Genomic DNA, 15,235 nt, shown 5'->3' on the forward strand with positions numbered 1-15,235 from the left:
CGTATACTGATCATGAAACGCCGCAAAGACGATTTCGACGTCATCGCCGAGCTGCCGGGGCTGAAGCGCTATGCGCTGGTCCTGACGCGCGATGCCGCCGAGGCCGAGGACCTGCTGCAGGACACCCTGCTGAAGGCCTATGAGGGCCGGCGGAAATGGCAGCCGGACCGGGCGCTGCGCCCCTGGCTGTTCGCCATCATGCACAACGCCCATGTCTCGCGCCTCCGCGGCCGCCGCGCCGAGGACGCCCGCATCGTCCAGGCGACGCAGTTCGCGCCGCAGAGCGGGGCTCCGGTGCAGGATTCGCGCGTCCAGCTGGCCCAGGTGCAGCGGGCGATGCTGGGCCTGCCGGAGGAGCAGCGCGAGGCCCTGCTGCTCGTGGCGGTGGAGGAGTTCCGCTACCAGGAGGCGGCCACCATCCTGGACATCCCGATCGGCACGCTGATGTCGCGCCTGGGCCGCGCCCGGGCGGCGCTGCGCGAGGCCGCCGGAGCGGCCGCTGACGAGACCGCAACCGACCACACCGCACCCGGTCCCGGCGGCCCGGCCTCGCCGCGGCTGCGGCTGGTGGAGTGACGCCCATGACCCACCCTCCCCTCACCGAAGCCGAGATCCAGGCCTATATCGACGGCGAGCTGGACCTGCCTCGCCGGATCGAGGTCGAAGCCTATCTCGAGGCCAACCCGCCGGTGGCGGCGCAGGTGATGGCCGACCTGCGCATGCGCGACGCGCTGCGCCTGGCCTTCGCCGAGGATGGCGGCGTCCGCGTCGCCAGCTACGAGAACGCGAGGGCGCTGGGCCGCGCCGTGCGCTGGCGCCGCCTGACCGTGCGGCTGCGCCGGGTCGCGGCCGTGGTGCTGCTGGTCGGGCTGGGCTGGGGTGCCCAGTCGGTCCTGGGCGTGACCCGGATCGACCCCGCCGCGGCCACCATCCCGGCCTATGCCGACGAGGCCGGCGACGCCTACCGCACCGTGCTCTACCGCCACCTGGTCGACCCGGCGGAGCCCAAGGGCGGCATGCCCGCCGACGCCCTGGCCGAGGCGCCGATCTCGCTGCCCGACCTGCCGGCAGGCTGGTCGATCCGGTCGATCGAGGTGGTGCCCTGGGACGGCGGATCCGGCTTCGAGGCAACCATCGACACCGACCGGTTCGGGCTGGTGACGCTGTTCGCCGCCGCCAGCGACGGCTTCGACGTGCAGCAGCCGCAGGCCCAGCGGGCGAAGGACGTCACCGTCGCCTACTGGCAGGTCGGCCCGGCGGTCTACGCGCTGTGCGCCGAGGCGCCGGCCGCGGACCTGCTGGGCGCCGCCAACACCCTGGCCGAGACCCTCTACTGAGATTGCCTCCCCTCTTACTGACTTTGCTTCAAGGAGCGAGCAAGCCATGAACATGCAACAGTACCAGTGGCAAGGAACGGCGCGCGCCACAGCCGCCGAACTCGATGCCGGGCTGCGCCAGCACATGCTGCGCGTCTTCAACTACATGGGCCTCGGCCTGGTCCTGACCGGCGTCGTCGCCTATTTCGTTGGCAGCAGCCCGGCGATCTACATGCCGATCTTCACCACGCCCCTGAAATGGGTGGTGATGCTGGCGCCGCTGGCCTTCGTGTTCTTCCTGTCCTTCCGCATCCACGCCATCTCGTCTTCCACGGCGCAGGCGGTGTTCTGGGCCTTCTGCGGCGTGATGGGCCTGTCGATGGCGTCGATCTTCCTGGTCTTCACCGGGACCAGCATCGCCCGCACCTTCATGATCACCGCGGTCATGTTCGGCTCGATGAGCCTGTACGGCTACACCACCAAGGCCGACCTCTCGCGCTTCGGGTCGTTCCTGATGATGGGCCTGATCGGCATCATCATCGCCAGCGTGGTCAACATCTTCCTCGGCTCGACGGCGCTGCAGTTCATCGTCTCGGTCGCCGGCGTGCTGATCTTCACCGGCCTGACCGCCTGGGATACCCAGCGGATCAAGGAGGAATACGCCGAGCACTACGACAGCGAGAGCCTGAACAAGATGGCGGTGATGGGCGCGCTGTCGCTGTACCTGAACTTCATCAACATGTTCCAGCTGCTGCTGAACCTGACCGGCAGCCGGGAGGAGTAAGGCGTGTACGACACCGAAAAGAGCGCGATCGACGACCTGTTCGTCAAGCTGGCCCGGGCCGAGCGTGACGGCGGCCCGCGCGACGAGGGCGCCGAGGGCCTGATCCGCCGGCGCCTGGGTGAGCAGCCCGCCGCGCCCTACTACATGGCCCAGGTCATCCTGGTGCAGGAGCAGGCGCTGGAGGCGGCGCAGCAGAAGATCAACGAGCTGGAGCGGCGCGCCGCCCAGCCGGCGGCCGGCGGCTTCCTGGCCGGGCTGTTCGGCGGCGGCCAGCCGCTGCGGCCGCGGTCGGCGCCGCAGCCGGGCTGGGGCCAGGGCAACCCCGGCGGGCAGGGCTATGGCCGCCAGGGCTATGGTGGTCAAGGCGTCGGCGGCCAGGGCTTCGGCGGCCAGGGCGCCCCGCGCGGCGGCGGCTTCATGGCCGGCGCGATGCAGACCGCCATGGGCGTCGCCGGCGGCCTGGTCGTCGGCAACCTGCTGATGGACGCATTCTCGTCGGACATCGGCCAGGTGGCCACCGACGTCACCCAGGGCGCCACCGACGCCGCATCCGATCTGGCGGCCGACGCCGGGTTCGATATGGGCGACGAAATCCTGTAAACTCGGGCCGGGGGCGTTCGCGCCTCCGGCCTCCCCCATTCCGTGAGCCGATCGGACCGCACGTTGGAAACCTTCGTCGCCCAGGTCACGCAGTTCATCGCCGACAACCAGGCCTGGGCCGGGCCGATCCTGTTCCTGCTGGCCTTCGGCGAATCCATGGCCGTGGTCGGCCTGTTCGTCCCCTGCACCGCACTGATGCTGGCCACCGGCGCGCTGGTCGGCGGCGGCCTGCTGCATCCGGCGCCGGTCATCCTGTGGTCGATCGCCGGGGCCGTGCTGGGGGACGCCGTCTCCTACTGGCTGGGGCAGAAGCTGGGCCCGAACGCCCGCAATGTCTGGCCGTTCTCGCGCGACCGGGCGATGATCGCCAAGGGCCGGCTGTTCTTCCGGCGCTGGGGCACCGCCTCGATCTTCCTCGGCCGCTTCCTGGGGCCGCTGCGCGCCGTGGTGCCGCTGATCGCCGGCATCATGCGCATGCGCCCGGTCCGCTTCCAGGTCGCCAATGTGCTGTCGGCGATCGTCTGGGTGCCGGCGATGCTGGCGCCCGGCTGGCTGGTGGCGCAGGGCGTCGGCGAGCTCAGCGGCATCGGCGAGACCCAGTGGATCCTGTTGACCGGCGGCCCGCTGCTGGCCGGGGCCCTGACCCTGGCCGCCTTCGCCAAACTGGCGTCGCGCCGAACGGTTCCTGCCCGGGCGCGCCGCAACCGTGCTACGGTCGGGGATCACGGCTGACCGAGGACATCCCGCCATGGGTTTGAGCGGCATCAAGCTTCTGATCATCGCCGCGGTCGTCGGGATCCTGTTTCTGCCGATGCTGCTGCGCCAGGCGCGGGCGATTCCGGCGCTGCTGGACCAGGCGCGCACCGCCTTCGGCGGCGAGGACGATGCGGATCCGTCCGGCCAGCAATCCCGGCCGGCCCCCGCCCCACAGCCGGTGCCGCCCTCCAGCGTCGCCGAGCGGCTGGGCCGCGGCATCGGCCGGACGCTGCAGCGCCTTCGCCGCTGATCCCATCTCGATGGGGTAGCCGCGCCGACGTCCCGCCGCTCAGGCGTCCTGGGTCGCGTCGGGCTGGGAGCGGCGGTCGTAGAGGTCCAGCACCATGTCGCGGCCGGACGGTCCCAGCAGTTCGAACGCCGCCAGCGGGTGGCTGTAGGGCTGCGGCAGCTGGTCCAGGCGGTTCAGCAGCAGCGCCACCGCGCAGGCATCGCGGGGCGACAACAGGCGCAGGTTGTCCGGGTCGGATGTCGCCAGCTGGACCAGCCGGGCGAGGTGGGCCACGTCGTCGTCGCTGTAGGTCGGCATGTCATGTCCAGGAGCTGAGGTCGGCCGGCGCCGATCCTACGGCCAATGTCGACCTTGGACCAGGGAACCGCGGGATCAGGCGGTGAGCTCGGCCTTCATCCGCGGCAGCATGCGGCCGGGGATGGCGTCGGACGGCGCCTGGCCGACCGTCGTCGCGCCCATCGCCCGGTAGAACGGCTCGGCCCCGGGATCGGCGAGGATCCAGAGGGTGCCCGCCCCGCCGGCGCGCGCCATGGCGACGGCATGGCGATAAAGAGCGCGGCCGGCCCCCTGCCCCATCGCCGCCGGGTCGACGAACAGCAGTTCGAGCTCCGCCGCACCGTCCGCGATGCCGACGCTGCCGAGCCCCAGCGGCCTGTCGTCGCCGTCGACCGCGACGAAGACGCCCCCGGCGCGGATCGCCTCCGGCGTCACCTGCAGCACGTCCCGCACCTGTGCCATGAAGGCGGCGTCGTAGCCCCAATGCGCCTTGGACCGCAGCACCAGCGCGGACAGCGCCGCCGCCTCCTCCGGCCGTGCCGGCCGGATCGCCGGCGCCGTCACTTCCCGCCCCCCTGGTCGCCCGGAATGGGGTTCGGATAGCGCCGGCCGGAGCACCGCACCGCCCCGTCGCACGCCCCGTATTTGTCGACGCATTGCTTCGTCGCCTTGGCCCGGGCGACGGCGGGGTCCACGTTCATCGCGATCTCGTAGACCGGCCGCTTGTCGCTGGGCCACGCCATCCCGGCGCAGCTGCTCTCGAAGGTTCCAGCGATCTTGCAGCCCTGGCATTTCGACAGCGCGACCGTCTCGGCGGCCCTTCGGCTGGGGTGGCCGTAGCTGGTCTGGATCTGGTCGCCGTCGGAGGCCAGGGCGCCCCAGTACTCCCGGTCGTCGAGTTCGGCGGACAGCTGCTCGATCTCGTCGACGGTCGCAGTCTTGGCGCTCTCGTTGTCGGCGGCGCTGTATGACGGGCCGGAGCAGATCGGCGGCACCCAGAGGCGGCAGATCACATAGCTGTCGGCACCCGCCTTCTCGCAGGCCTCGAGGGCCTGCCGCGCCGCACCGCGCCAGGAGGTGTCGTATCCGGCGATCGTCTGCCCGTTCTGGGTGACGGCGATGGCCCCGCATTGGTTGCCGAACCAGCCGAGCGACTGGCAATCCTTTCCGGTCGCCTTGCCGCAGGCCTCGATCGCGCCGGCTTCGGCCGCCTCGTGGCTCTCGTAGAAGGTCGACCAGAACAGCTGCCGATACTCCGGATCGGTGGCGTAGGCCCCGTACTGATCCGGCGGCGGTGACGGCGGCGCATCGTCGGGGGCCGGCTCCTGATAGTCGGGCTGGGGATACCGGCTGCCCGGCATGCAGCTGGTCCTGAGCTGCAGGGTGCCGTTGGCGGGGTCGGTGAACTGCTCCTGATAGGGCATCATCCCGTCCGGGCAGCCATCCTCCGCATGCGCCGGATGGCCGGGACCGAACAGCCCGATCAGAAAGACCGCCGGAATGAGGAAACAGCCCGCCAGCGTCCGGTGACCCACCATCCCCACCTCCTGCGCCATCCCGATCGGCATGGCGCCATGCGACATCGGGGATTCCACCTCCACCTACCGCGGGATCGTGGCCGACGGAAGGCATGTTCGCCCAAAAGAAAAGGGCCCCTCACGGGGCCCTCTTCGTTTCGCCGGACCGATCCTGGCCGGGGTCTTCGCCTTATGGTCCGGCGGTGGAGACGAAGCGTCAGCCTTTCCAGAACGGCCTGGCCGATTCGTGGAAGGCGGCGCTGCGATCCAGCCCGAGATCCCGCAGCTCGTGGTCGCTCAGCGTGTCGAGCCGGCGTCGGGTTCGCGACCGCCGCAGCCACAGCGCCGCGGTTTGCATCAGGCCCTGGATCAGGCCGGGGCGAAGGACGGAACCAGGACGTTCCAGAACGCGTGTCGACATCACCAACCTCCTACAGGTCCAGCCAGTGCGCGCGCAGTTCGCGATTGAACTCCTCCGCACGCTCCTCAGGGAAAAACAGCCGCGCGCCCTTCAGCTCGACGCGCCGCCGGGTGCCGGGGATCGCCTCGGCCAGCCAGTGCGACCACTGCACGCCGAAGTAGATGTCATCCGTGCCCCAGACGATCAGCGTCGGCGCCGTCAGCGCCCGCAGCTGTGCTTCCACCGCCAGCGTGTGCCGGCTGTCGAAGGCGGCCAGGAAGCGCTGGAAGTCACGCGTGCGCTGCTCGGTGCTCACCAGCGGGCGCAGATAGGCCTCGATGGCGTCATCGGGCAGCTTTTCAGGATGCTCGTAGGCCGGACCCAGGGCCTGCGCCGAGCGGTAGAAGCCCTTGTCCACCAGCATGGCGTTGAGCGCGCCGCGCAGCCCGCCGGCCGCCGCCATCTCGAGGAAGGGTTTGAACGCCTCCGGCGGCCAATTGTCCTGCGCATCGCAATCGGTGAGGGTGAGGCTGCGCACCCGGGCGGGGTTCAGCGCCGCGAAGATCTGGGCGATGCCGCCGCCGCTGTCGTTGCCGACCAGGTCCACCTGGTCGATCTGCAGGGCGTCGAGGAACTCCCGCAGCATGGTGGCGTTGGCGGTCACCGACACGTCCTGGTCCGGCGCGATCTCGGTGTCGCCATGGGCCAGCAGGTCGACCGCGATGCAGCGGCGCAGATCGGACAGCTGCGCCAGCTGGTGGCGCCACAGATGCCCGTTGAGCAGGACGCCGTGCACGAACAGGGCGACCGGGCCGGCGCCCGCCTCGGTGTAGCTGATGCGGCCCGACGGCGTCACGATGCTGCGCCGGGTCACGGCCGCGTGATCGAAATCCATCCGCTCATTCCCCGCCCGAGGTCGAGGCGTCGGCTTCCCGCAGCGCTTGCGCGCAGTCGTCGCAGCACACCTCCACCGTCTGGCCGCCGATCTTCACCTTGATGGTCTCGGCATCCAGCTCGCAGTCGCAGGCCGCACAGGTTCTCTCGGTCATCGCGGACATCTCCTGATCTGCCCGACGTCCGGGCAGACACAGAAAGAGCATTTTCGCGATCGCGGCCGCTGTCGGATTCTTTAGTGACTTGAAGCCGTCAGCGCAGATGGACCGAGCGCTGGAACTCCGCCGGCGTACGGCCATAGGCCTGCCGGAAGGCGGAGCTGAAATGGCTGTGGCTGGAAAAGCCCAGATCCAGGCCCAGGGCGGTGAGGTCGCCGTATTCGCCCAGCAGGTCCAGCGCGCGCGCCAGCCGCAGCCGCAGCTGGTAGCGGTACAGCGGCATGGCCTCGACCTGCTGGAACACCTGCGTCAGATACACCGGCGAGACACCGACCTCCGCCGCGATCTCGGCCAGCGTCCAGCGCCGCGCCAGGTCGGACGACAGCACCAGTTTGGCCCGGTCCACCAGCTTCTGCCGGCCCTGGCTGGCCCCGGCGGCATGCGAGGTCCGTTCGCCCATGGCGCGCCGCACCAACGTCAGCGCCAGGGTTTCCGCCTCCAGGGTCTCGGCCGCCCCGCGAACCAGGCTGTGCCGCAGCAGCGCCACCAGCGCCTGGGTGCGGGCATCGACGCGCAGGCGCTGCCGGCGGAACGCCAGCACCCCGCCCTCGCGCAGCTGCACCTTGGGCGCCAGCTCCTGCAGAAAGGTCTCGCCGATCACCAGATCCAGGCTGGCGTCGCCGCCCTCGACGGGATGGCTGACGCGATAGGCTTCCCCCTGGTTGAAGAACAGCACCTGGTTGGCCTCAGCCACCGCATCGTCCTGGCCCTGGTGGCGCACATAGACGCCGCGATAGGGAAACACCAGGTGGGTGGAGTTCGGGCATTCCTCGGCGCTCTTGTGCCGGCACTCGCCACGGCAGGCGATGTCGCGGATCGCGACGGTCCCGGTGTCCAGAAGCTGCTGAACGGAGAATTCCGCCGTGGAGTCCGCGGCCATCCGATGTCTCTCGACCCATTCTCCAGTCGCAGGCGCCTGCGCTGGCGCCCCATCATACCCCGCCGGGCACCTCCTGCCGCACAAAAGAAAAGGGCCCCTCGCGGGGCCCTCCTCGTCTCGCCGGACGGATGTCCGGATCAGTTCTTGGCCTTGTCGACCAGCTTGTTCTTGGCGATCCACGGCATCATCGCGCGCAGCTTCTCGCCGACCTTCTCGATGTCGTGCTCGGCATGGCGGCGGCGGGTGGCCTTGAAGCTGGCCTGGCCGACCTTGTTCTCCAGCATCCAGTCGCGGGTGAAGCGGCCCGACTGGATGTCCTCCAGAACCCGCTTCATCTCCTTCTTGGTCTCTTCGGTGATGATGCGCGGGCCGGTCGAGTAGTCGCCGTATTCCGCGGTGTTGGAGATCGAGTAGCGCATGTTGGCGATGCCGCCCTCATACATCAGGTCGACGATCAGCTTGACCTCGTGCAGGCACTCGAAATAGGCCATTTCAGGCGCGTAGCCGGCCTCGACCAGGGTCTCGTAGCCGGCGACGATCAGGGCGGTCAGGCCGCCGCACAGCACCGCCTGCTCGCCGAACAGGTCGGTCTCGCACTCTTCCTTGAAGGTGGTCTCGATGATGCCGGCGCGGCCGCCGCCGATCGCCGAGGCGTAGGACAGGCCGATGTCGAGCGCGGCGCCGGTGGCGTTCTGGTCGACCGCGATCAGGCAGGGCACGCCGCCGCCCTTCTCGTATTCGGAGCGCACGGTGTGGCCCGGGCCCTTCGGCGCGACCATGAACACGTCGAGGTCCTTGCGCGCCTCGATCAGGTTGAAGTGCACGTTCAGGCCGTGCGCGAAGGCGATGGCGGCGCCTTCCTTCATGTTCGGCGCCAGGTCGCGGGCATAGATCTCGGCCTGCAGCTCGTCCGGCGTGCACATCATCAGCACGTCGCCCCACTTGGCGGCGTCGGCCGGCGACATCACCGTGAAGCCGGCAGCCTCGGCCTTCTTCACCGTGGCGCTGTCGGGACGCAGCGCGATGCGCACATCCTTGGCGCCGCTGTCGCGCAGGTTGGCGGCATGGGCATGGCCCTGGCTGCCGTAGCCGACGATGACGACCTTCTTCGACTTGATCAGGTTCACATCCGCGTCGCGGTCATAATAAACGCGCATAACTCTGTCCTCTCACACGATGCCGGGGCGGCCCGGCCTTTCCTACACGACGATGGGAGCGGCCGGTCAAGAGCCGGCCGCGATGGGAGTTAGTCGGCGTTCAGGAGCCCTTCGGGCCCCCGAGCGATGGCGACCACACCGGTCCGGCTGACATCGACCAGGCCGAGCGGGATCATCAGCTGAATGAAGGCGTTGATCTTCTGCGACGATCCGGTGACCTCGAACACGAAGCTCTCGGTCGTCGAATCCACGGCGCGGGCCCGGAACACGTCGGCGATGCGCAGGCTTTCGATGCGCTTGTCGCCGGCGCCGCGGACCTTAACCAGGGCGAGCTCACGCTCGACCGCCGGCCCGTCCAGGGTCAGGTCATGGACGCTGTGCACCAGCACCAGCCGGTCGAGCTGGGCCTTGATCTGCTCGATGATCATCGGCGTCCCTGATGTGACGACGGTGATGCGGGACAGGTTCCGCGCGGCCTCGACCTCGGCCACGGTCAGGCTTTCGATGTTGTAGCCGCGGCCGGAGAACAGGCCGATGACGCGGGCCAGCGCGCCGGGCTCGTTGTCGACCAGCACGGCGATGGTGTGGGTTTCGATATGGGTCTGCGGGGTCATGCGATGGGTCCGGGGGTCACGAGACGAGGGTCGAGGCCGGCCTCGGAAGCATAGTGCGAGCCGGCCTCGGCGAAGTGTGTCGTCCGCGACTTATACCAGCACCATCCCCTCCTCCGAGGTCGGCTTGGCGGCCTGGTCGGACGGCCCCAGCAGGATCTCGTTGTGCGCGGCGCCGCCCGGGATCATCGGGAAGCAGTTCTCCAGCTTCGAGACCTGCATGTCCACCACCACCGGCCCGTCGATCCGCAGCATCTCGCGGATGACGTCGTCGGCCTCGCCCATGCAGGTGGCGCGCAGCCCGGTCAGGCCGAAGGCCTCGGCCAGCTTGACGAAGTCCGGTAGCGCCTCGGAATAGCTCTCCGAGTAGCGCTCGCCGTGCAGCAGCTCCTGCCACTGCCGGACCATGCCCATCCAGAAGTTGTTGACGATGAAGATCTTCACCGGCAGCCGGTACTGGGCGATGGTCGACAGCTCCTGGATGTTCATCAGCGTGGAGGCCTCGCCGCCGACATCGATCACCAGCGCCTCGGGATGGGCGATCTGCACCCCGACCGCGGCCGGCAGGCCGTAGCCCATGGTGCCGAGGCCGCCGGAGGTCATCCAGCGGTTCGGCTTCTGGAACGGGATCAGCTGCGCCGCCCACATCTGGTGCTGGCCGACCTCGGTGGTGATGAACACGTCGTCGCGATCGGCGGTCAGCTCGGCCAGACGCTTGATCGCATATTGCGGCTTGATCACCGCGTCATGCGACTTGTCCTGGCTGAAGTGCAGGCAGTTGCGCGCCTGCCACTGCTTGATCTGGCTCCACCAATTGGCCAGCGCCTTTTCGCGCGGCTTCAGGCCGCGGCGCTTCCACGCCTCGACCATCGCCCGGATCACCTTGCCGGCGTCACCGATGATCGGCAGGTCGACATGTACGTTCTTGTTGATCGAGGACGGGTCAATGTCGACATGGATCTTGGTCGCACCCGGCGAGAAGGCGCTGATCTTGCCGGTCACCCGGTCGTCGAAGCGCGAGCCTAGCGCGACCATGAGGTCGGAACCATGCATCGCCAGGTTGGCCTCGTAGGTGCCGTGCATGCCGAGCATGCCCAGGAACCGCGGGTCCGAGGCCGGCAGGGCGCCAAGGCCCATCAGGGTCGAGGTGCAGGGGAAGCCGGTCAGTTCGACCAGCTCGCGCAGCGCCTCGGACGCCGCCGGGCCGGAGTTGATGATGCCGCCGCCGGTGTACAGGATCGGCCGCTCGGCCTTGACCATCAGGTCGATCGCCTGCTCGATCAGCGCCGGGTCGGGCTCGGTCCGCGGCCGGTAGGTGCGGTGCTCGACATGCTCCGGCGGGGTGTAGACGCCGTCGGCGAACTGCACGTCCTTCGGCAGGTCGATGACGACCGGGCCGGGCCGGCCGCTGCGGGCGACGTAGAACGCCTCATGCACCGTGCGGGCCAGGACGTTCGCGTCCTTCACCAGGTAGTTGTGCTTGGTGCAGGGCCGCGTGATGCCCGTGGTGTCGGCTTCCTGGAACGCGTCGTTGCCGATCAGATGCGTCGGCACCTGCCCGGTCAGGCAGACGATCGGGATCGAATCCATCAGCGCGTCGGTCAGGCCGGTCACCGCGTTGGTCGCGCCCGGGCCGGAGGTAACGAGGACGACGCCGACCTTGCCGGTCGAGCGGGCATAGCCTTCCGCCGCGTGCACCGCCGCCTGTTCGTGCCGGACCAGGATGTGGCGGATCGCGTTCTGCTTGAAGATCGCGTCGTAGATCGGAAGGACAGCCCCGCCCGGATACCCGAAGATTACCTCTACGCCCTGGTCCCGAAGGGCGCGCAGAAGGATTTCGGCTCCGGTCAGCGTTTCTGTCGACATCGCATCCTCTGGTGCGGCCTCTGGGGCCGCGTCTCTGAATGCGGCCCCCTCCGGCCGCGGCGTTCAACGTTGGGGATCAACGAGGGTCGGCAAGCTAGACGGCGGAATCCGGGAGGTCAATCGGAAAGACGAAGAAAAGAGAAGATTTCAGCCGTAATTTTTTCCGAATATTGCGCGCCGGCGACATGGCAGCGTTGCACCCTTGCGTTCGGATCCACGGCAGACGCCACGGGCTGCTGGTTGCGGAACCAGGTGCTCTGGCGCTTGGCCAGGTTGCGCGTCGCCTGCTGCGCCCTGGTGATCGCCGTCTCCAGGTCGGTCTCCCCGCGCAGATGGGCCGCCAGCTCGGGCACCCCGACCGCCTTCATCGCCGGCAGCGCCGGGTCGAGGCCCAGCGCCAGCAGCGCCCGCGCCTCCTCCACCGCCCCGGCCGCGACCATGACCCGGAAGCGGCCGTCGCAGGCGGCATAGAGCGCGTCGCGCGGCGGCGCCAGCACCACCATGTCGAACACCATGCCCGGCGGCGGGCCGGACGCGGCGTCCAGCTGCCAGTCGGCCAGCGAGCGGTTGGTCGCCACCATCACCTCCCAGGCCCGGATCAGCCGTTGGGTGTCGCCCGGGGCCAGGCGCTGGGCGATCTTGGGGTCCCAGCGCATCAGCTCGGCATGGAAGCCCTCGCCGCCCAGGGTTTCGTGCAGCTCGACCGTGGCGCGGCGGATCTCCTCCGGCACCGGTGGGATCGGGCTCAGCCCCTCGGTCAGGGCGCGGAGATAGAGGCCGGTGCCGCCGACCACGATCGGCCGCTTGCCGGCCTTCTGCGCCAGCCCGATCTCGGCCAGCGCCATGTCGCACCAGGCGGCGGCGGAGCAGCGCGTCGCCGCCGGCAGCACGCCGTACAGCCGGTGCGGCGCCCGGGCCAGCTCCGCCGGGCCGGGCCGGGCGGTGAGGATCGCAAGCTCGGCATAGACCTGCATGCTGTCGGCATTGATCACCACGCCGTCCAGCGCCGCGGCCAGATCGGTCGCCAGCGCCGATTTGCCGCTGGCCGTCGGGCCGCCGATCACGATGACGCTGGCGGTCATGGGCGCCACCCGCCCCCGTTCGCGCGTAGACAGAGGCTGCCGCACTGCGGCATAGACGGTCGCTGGGCCTCGGAGCTGCGCCGCATCATGGATCTCGTCCTCACCCTCACCACCGCCCCGGATCAGCCGATCCTCGACGATTCGCTGACCCGCCACCTGCGCAACGCGCTGGCGATCGCGGGCGGGTCGCCCGGGGCGGTCGACTGGCTGGCCCCCGGCATCGCCTGCGATATCGCATTCGCGGGCGCCGATGCCAAGGCGGCGCAGGCCGCGGCGCGGCTGGCGCTGGCCGGACAGCCGGTCGACGTCAATGTCGGGCCGGCCCTGGGCCGCCGCAAGCGGCTGCTGGTGGCGGACATGGACGCCACCATCGTCGAGGCCGAGACGCTGGACGAGCTGGCGGCGCTGGCCGGCGTCGCCGACCGGGTGGTGCCGATCACCGAGCGGGCGATGCGCGGCGAGCTGAACTTCCGCGAGGCGGCGATCGAGCGGGTGGCGCTGCTGGAGGGCCAGCCGGCCTCGATCATCGACCGTGCCCTGGCGGGGCTGCGCTACACCCCCGGCGGCAGGATCCTGGTGGCGACGATGCGGGCCAATGGCGCCTATTGCGCCCTGGTCTCCGGCGGTTTCGACGCCTTCACCGGCCCGGTGCGCGACGCGGTCGGGTTCGACCGGTCCGAGGGCAACCACCTGATCCTGGCCGACGGCAGGCTGACCGGCCGGATCCGCGAGCCGATCCTGGGCAAGGACGCCAAGCGCACCCTGCTGGAAGAGATGGCGGCCGCGCGCGGCATCGGCCTCGACGCCGCGGTCACGGTCGGGGACGGCGCCAACGACATCCCAATGCTGCAGGCCGCCGGCCTGGGCGTCGGCTTCCATCCCAAGCCGCTGGTGCGGCAGTCGGTGCCGGTGTCGGTCGACCATGGCGACCTGACCGCCCTGCTCTACCTCCAGGGCTACCGCGCCACGGAGTTCGTGACGGCCTAGGCATGTACAGAAAGATCGCCTCCGTCGGCGGGCTGACGCTCGCCAGCCGTGTGCTCGGCCTGGTGCGCGACCAGATGATCGCGGCCGTGCTCGGCGCCGGCCCGGTCGCCGACGCCTTCTTCCTGGCCAACCGGCTGCCGAACCACTTCCGGTCGCTGTTCGCCGAGGGCGCGTTCAACATCGCCTTCCTGCCCACCTTCACCACCCTGCTGCAGCGCGAGGGCAAGGCCAAGGCGCTGCGGCTGGCGGAGCAGGTGCAGTCGATCCTGATCGCCAGCCAGATCGTGGTGCTGGTCGCGGCGCTGGCGGCCATGCCCTGGCTGATCGACCTGATGGAGCCGGGCGGCACCTCGGCGGCGCAGACCGCGCTGAAGGTCGAGCTGACCCGGATCACCTTCCCCTATCTGCTGTTCATGTCGCTGGTGTCGCTGCAGGGCGGCGTGCTGAACGGGCTGGGCCGGTTCGGCGCGGCGGCGGCGGCGCCGATCCTCTTGAACCTGTTCATGATCGGCGCGCTGCTGGGCCTGACGCCGTTCCTGCCCACCGCCGGCCATGCCCTGGCCTGGGGCGTGTTCCTGTCGGGCATCGCCCAGTTCCTGTACCTCGCCTGGGACATGCGGCGGGCCGAGGCCCCGCTGCGGCTGGTGTGGCCGACCCTGTCGCCCGGCGTGCGCCGCTTCTTCCGCGCCCTGGGGCCGGCAACGCTGGGCGCCGGCATGGCCCAGATCAGCGTCTTCGCCGACACCATCATCGCCCAGGCGCTGCCGACCGGCGCGCAATCCTACCTGAACTACGCCGACCGGCTGAACCAGCTGCCGCTCGGCGTCATCGGCATCGCCGTCGGCACCGTGCTGCTGCCGGAGCTGACGCGCCGCCTGGCCGCCGACGACGCCGCCGGCGCCCAGGCCAGCCAGAACCGGGCGATCGAGCTGACCCTCGCCCTGACCCTGCCCTTCGCCGTCGCCTTCCTCGTCGCGGCCGAGCCGTTGCTGGCCGCGATGTTCGAACGCGGCCGCTTCACCGCGCTGGATTCCCACCAGTCGGCCCTGACCCTGACCGCCTACGCCTTCGGCCTGCCGGCCTTCGTGCTGGTGCGCTGCCTGCTGCCCGGCTTCTACGCCCGCGGCGACACGGCGACGCCGGTCAAGATCGCGGTGGCGACCGTGGCGCTGAACGTCGGGCTGAAGATCGCGCTGATGGACCAGCTGTCGCAGGTCGGCCTGGCCATCGGCACGTCGGCCGGGGTGTGGCTGAACATCGCCCTGCTGACCTGGGTGCTGCACCGCCGCGGCCAGTTCCGGCTCGACGCCGCGGCCCGGCGGCGGCTGCCGCGCATGGTGCTGGCCGGGGCGGTGATGGCGGCGGCGCTGTGGGGGCTGCTGGTGCTGGCCGCCCCGGCCCTGGCCGGCCGGTCGGACCTGCTGGCGGTGGTCACGATCCTGGCCGTTCTGGCGCTGGCCGGCCTGCTGTACCTCGCCGCGCTGTTCGGCCTCGGCGCCATCCGGCGCGAGGATTTGCGGCGGCTGCACCGGCGGGGATGAGGGGCGGAGTGTAGGTTGGGTTCGCGAACCCGACCTAGGCACCACTTCCATTGTCATGCCACGGTCAAGCCGTGGCATGACAATGAAGAGGGCTGCGTGG

General features: G+C 70.0%; 19 protein-coding genes. 8 read left to right on the forward strand and 11 right to left on the reverse strand.

Annotated features, from left to right (window positions below):
* The first annotated feature begins 12 nt into the window (after window positions 1–12).
* The 6 genes from E9232_RS05255 (at window position 13) to E9232_RS05280 (ending at window position 3,706) form a co-directional block, all read left to right on the forward strand.
* Entirely contained in the window at window positions 13–576 is a 564-nt protein-coding gene (locus E9232_RS05255; protein ID WP_309792553.1) for a sigma-70 family RNA polymerase sigma factor, read from the forward strand.
* A gap of 5 nt (window positions 577–581) precedes the next feature.
* The gene (locus E9232_RS05260) at window positions 582–1,337 is read left to right on the forward strand and encodes an anti-sigma factor family protein (RefSeq protein WP_309792554.1); all 756 of its coding nucleotides are present in this window, start codon (window positions 582–584) and stop codon (window positions 1,335–1,337) included.
* Between the two features lie 46 nt (window positions 1,338–1,383).
* Window positions 1,384–2,100 carry a Bax inhibitor-1/YccA family protein gene (locus tag E9232_RS05265; RefSeq protein WP_374710594.1) on the forward strand — a complete coding sequence of 239 codons (717 nt, stop codon included), beginning with the start codon at window positions 1,384–1,386 and terminating at the stop codon, window positions 2,098–2,100.
* A gap of 3 nt (window positions 2,101–2,103) precedes the next feature.
* Window positions 2,104–2,700, forward strand: coding sequence for a DUF2076 domain-containing protein (locus E9232_RS05270; RefSeq protein ID WP_309792555.1), 597 nt, complete (start codon window positions 2,104–2,106; stop codon window positions 2,698–2,700).
* A gap of 63 nt (window positions 2,701–2,763) precedes the next feature.
* The gene (locus E9232_RS05275; protein WP_309792556.1) at window positions 2,764–3,432 is read left to right on the forward strand and encodes a DedA family protein; all 669 of its coding nucleotides are present in this window, start codon (window positions 2,764–2,766) and stop codon (window positions 3,430–3,432) included.
* Between the two features lie 16 nt (window positions 3,433–3,448).
* The gene (locus E9232_RS05280) at window positions 3,449–3,706 is read left to right on the forward strand and encodes a hypothetical protein (protein ID WP_309792557.1); all 258 of its coding nucleotides are present in this window, start codon (window positions 3,449–3,451) and stop codon (window positions 3,704–3,706) included.
* Between the two features lie 39 nt (window positions 3,707–3,745).
* Here the strand turns inward: E9232_RS05280 and E9232_RS05285 are convergent, their stop codons facing one another.
* The 11 genes from E9232_RS05285 to miaA all read right to left on the reverse strand — a co-directional run bounded on the left by E9232_RS05285 (window position 3,746) and on the right by miaA (window position 12,607).
* Window positions 3,746–4,003 carry a hypothetical protein gene (locus tag E9232_RS05285; RefSeq protein WP_309792558.1) on the reverse strand — a complete coding sequence of 86 codons (258 nt, stop codon included), beginning with the start codon at window positions 4,001–4,003 and terminating at the stop codon, window positions 3,746–3,748.
* A 75-nt stretch (window positions 4,004–4,078) separates the two neighbouring features.
* The gene (locus tag E9232_RS05290) at window positions 4,079–4,546 is read right to left on the reverse strand and encodes a GNAT family N-acetyltransferase (protein ID WP_309792559.1); all 468 of its coding nucleotides are present in this window, start codon (window positions 4,544–4,546) and stop codon (window positions 4,079–4,081) included.
* Window positions 4,543–5,520 (reverse strand): DUF4189 domain-containing protein, encoded by a 978-nt coding sequence (locus E9232_RS05295; protein ID WP_309792560.1) that lies wholly within the window; start codon window positions 5,518–5,520, stop codon window positions 4,543–4,545. Before E9232_RS05295 ends, E9232_RS05290 begins: the two co-directional genes overlap by 4 nt.
* 196 nt (window positions 5,521–5,716) lie before the next feature.
* The gene (locus tag E9232_RS05300) at window positions 5,717–5,920 is read right to left on the reverse strand and encodes a DUF1127 domain-containing protein (protein WP_309792561.1); all 204 of its coding nucleotides are present in this window, start codon (window positions 5,918–5,920) and stop codon (window positions 5,717–5,719) included.
* 10 nt (window positions 5,921–5,930) lie between these two features.
* On the reverse strand, window positions 5,931–6,794 hold the full coding sequence (locus E9232_RS05305; protein ID WP_309792562.1) for an alpha/beta fold hydrolase: 864 nt from the start codon (window positions 6,792–6,794) through the stop codon (window positions 5,931–5,933).
* Window positions 6,795–6,798: 4 nt separating this feature from the next.
* The gene (locus E9232_RS05310; RefSeq protein WP_309792563.1) at window positions 6,799–6,948 is read right to left on the reverse strand and encodes a hypothetical protein; all 150 of its coding nucleotides are present in this window, start codon (window positions 6,946–6,948) and stop codon (window positions 6,799–6,801) included.
* Between the two features lie 97 nt (window positions 6,949–7,045).
* Window positions 7,046–7,891: a helix-turn-helix domain-containing protein gene (locus E9232_RS05315; RefSeq protein WP_309792564.1), complete on the reverse strand. Its 846-nt coding sequence runs from the start codon at window positions 7,889–7,891 to the stop codon at window positions 7,046–7,048.
* A gap of 137 nt (window positions 7,892–8,028) precedes the next feature.
* On the reverse strand, window positions 8,029–9,048 hold the full coding sequence (ilvC, locus tag E9232_RS05320; RefSeq protein WP_309792565.1) for a ketol-acid reductoisomerase: 1,020 nt from the start codon (window positions 9,046–9,048) through the stop codon (window positions 8,029–8,031).
* An 89-nt stretch (window positions 9,049–9,137) separates the two neighbouring features.
* Window positions 9,138–9,662: an acetolactate synthase small subunit gene (ilvN, locus tag E9232_RS05325; RefSeq protein WP_309792566.1), complete on the reverse strand. Its 525-nt coding sequence runs from the start codon at window positions 9,660–9,662 to the stop codon at window positions 9,138–9,140.
* Window positions 9,663–9,752: 90 nt separating this feature from the next.
* Window positions 9,753–11,525: an acetolactate synthase 3 large subunit gene (locus E9232_RS05330; RefSeq protein WP_309792567.1), complete on the reverse strand. Its 1,773-nt coding sequence runs from the start codon at window positions 11,523–11,525 to the stop codon at window positions 9,753–9,755.
* Between the two features lie 116 nt (window positions 11,526–11,641).
* Window positions 11,642–12,607: a tRNA (adenosine(37)-N6)-dimethylallyltransferase MiaA gene (miaA, locus tag E9232_RS05335; RefSeq protein WP_309792568.1), complete on the reverse strand. Its 966-nt coding sequence runs from the start codon at window positions 12,605–12,607 to the stop codon at window positions 11,642–11,644.
* A gap of 87 nt (window positions 12,608–12,694) precedes the next feature.
* Between miaA and serB the strand changes: the two genes are divergently transcribed.
* Both serB and murJ read left to right on the forward strand, forming a co-directional pair.
* Window positions 12,695–13,594, forward strand: coding sequence for a phosphoserine phosphatase SerB (gene serB, locus E9232_RS05340; RefSeq protein ID WP_309792569.1), 900 nt, complete (start codon window positions 12,695–12,697; stop codon window positions 13,592–13,594).
* A gap of 2 nt (window positions 13,595–13,596) precedes the next feature.
* Window positions 13,597–15,135, forward strand: coding sequence for a murein biosynthesis integral membrane protein MurJ (murJ, locus tag E9232_RS05345; RefSeq protein ID WP_309792570.1), 1,539 nt, complete (start codon window positions 13,597–13,599; stop codon window positions 15,133–15,135).
* The last annotated feature ends 100 nt before the right edge of the window (window positions 15,136–15,235 follow it).

Source organism: Inquilinus ginsengisoli (assembly GCF_031453975.1).
In the GTDB taxonomy this organism is placed as follows: domain Bacteria; phylum Pseudomonadota; class Alphaproteobacteria; order DSM-16000; family Inquilinaceae; genus Inquilinus; species Inquilinus ginsengisoli_A.

Coding starts and splice junctions, on each gene's coding strand:
- E9232_RS05255 (WP_309792553.1), top strand. CDS start 13: ATGAAACGCCGCAAAGACGATTTCGACGTCATCGCCGAGCTGCCGGGG.
- E9232_RS05260 (WP_309792554.1), top strand. CDS start 582: ATGACCCACCCTCCCCTCACCGAAGCCGAGATCCAGGCCTATATCGAC.
- E9232_RS05265 (WP_374710594.1), top strand. CDS start 1,384: ATGAACATGCAACAGTACCAGTGGCAAGGAACGGCGCGCGCCACAGCC.
- E9232_RS05280 (WP_309792557.1), top strand. CDS start 3,449: ATGGGTTTGAGCGGCATCAAGCTTCTGATCATCGCCGCGGTCGTCGGG.
- E9232_RS05285 (WP_309792558.1), bottom strand. CDS start 4,003: ATGCCGACCTACAGCGACGACGACGTGGCCCACCTCGCCCGGCTGGTC.
- E9232_RS05295 (WP_309792560.1), bottom strand. CDS start 5,520: ATGGTGGGTCACCGGACGCTGGCGGGCTGTTTCCTCATTCCGGCGGTC.
- E9232_RS05300 (WP_309792561.1), bottom strand. CDS start 5,920: ATGTCGACACGCGTTCTGGAACGTCCTGGTTCCGTCCTTCGCCCCGGC.
- E9232_RS05305 (WP_309792562.1), bottom strand. CDS start 6,794: ATGGATTTCGATCACGCGGCCGTGACCCGGCGCAGCATCGTGACGCCG.
- E9232_RS05310 (WP_309792563.1), bottom strand. CDS start 6,948: ATGACCGAGAGAACCTGTGCGGCCTGCGACTGCGAGCTGGATGCCGAG.
- E9232_RS05315 (WP_309792564.1), bottom strand. CDS start 7,891: ATGGCCGCGGACTCCACGGCGGAATTCTCCGTTCAGCAGCTTCTGGAC.
- ilvC (WP_309792565.1), bottom strand. CDS start 9,048: ATGCGCGTTTATTATGACCGCGACGCGGATGTGAACCTGATCAAGTCG.
- ilvN (WP_309792566.1), bottom strand. CDS start 9,662: ATGACCCCGCAGACCCATATCGAAACCCACACCATCGCCGTGCTGGTC.
- E9232_RS05330 (WP_309792567.1), bottom strand. CDS start 11,525: ATGTCGACAGAAACGCTGACCGGAGCCGAAATCCTTCTGCGCGCCCTT.
- miaA (WP_309792568.1), bottom strand. CDS start 12,607: ATGACCGCCAGCGTCATCGTGATCGGCGGCCCGACGGCCAGCGGCAAA.
- serB (WP_309792569.1), top strand. CDS start 12,695: ATGGATCTCGTCCTCACCCTCACCACCGCCCCGGATCAGCCGATCCTC.
- murJ (WP_309792570.1), top strand. CDS start 13,597: ATGTACAGAAAGATCGCCTCCGTCGGCGGGCTGACGCTCGCCAGCCGT.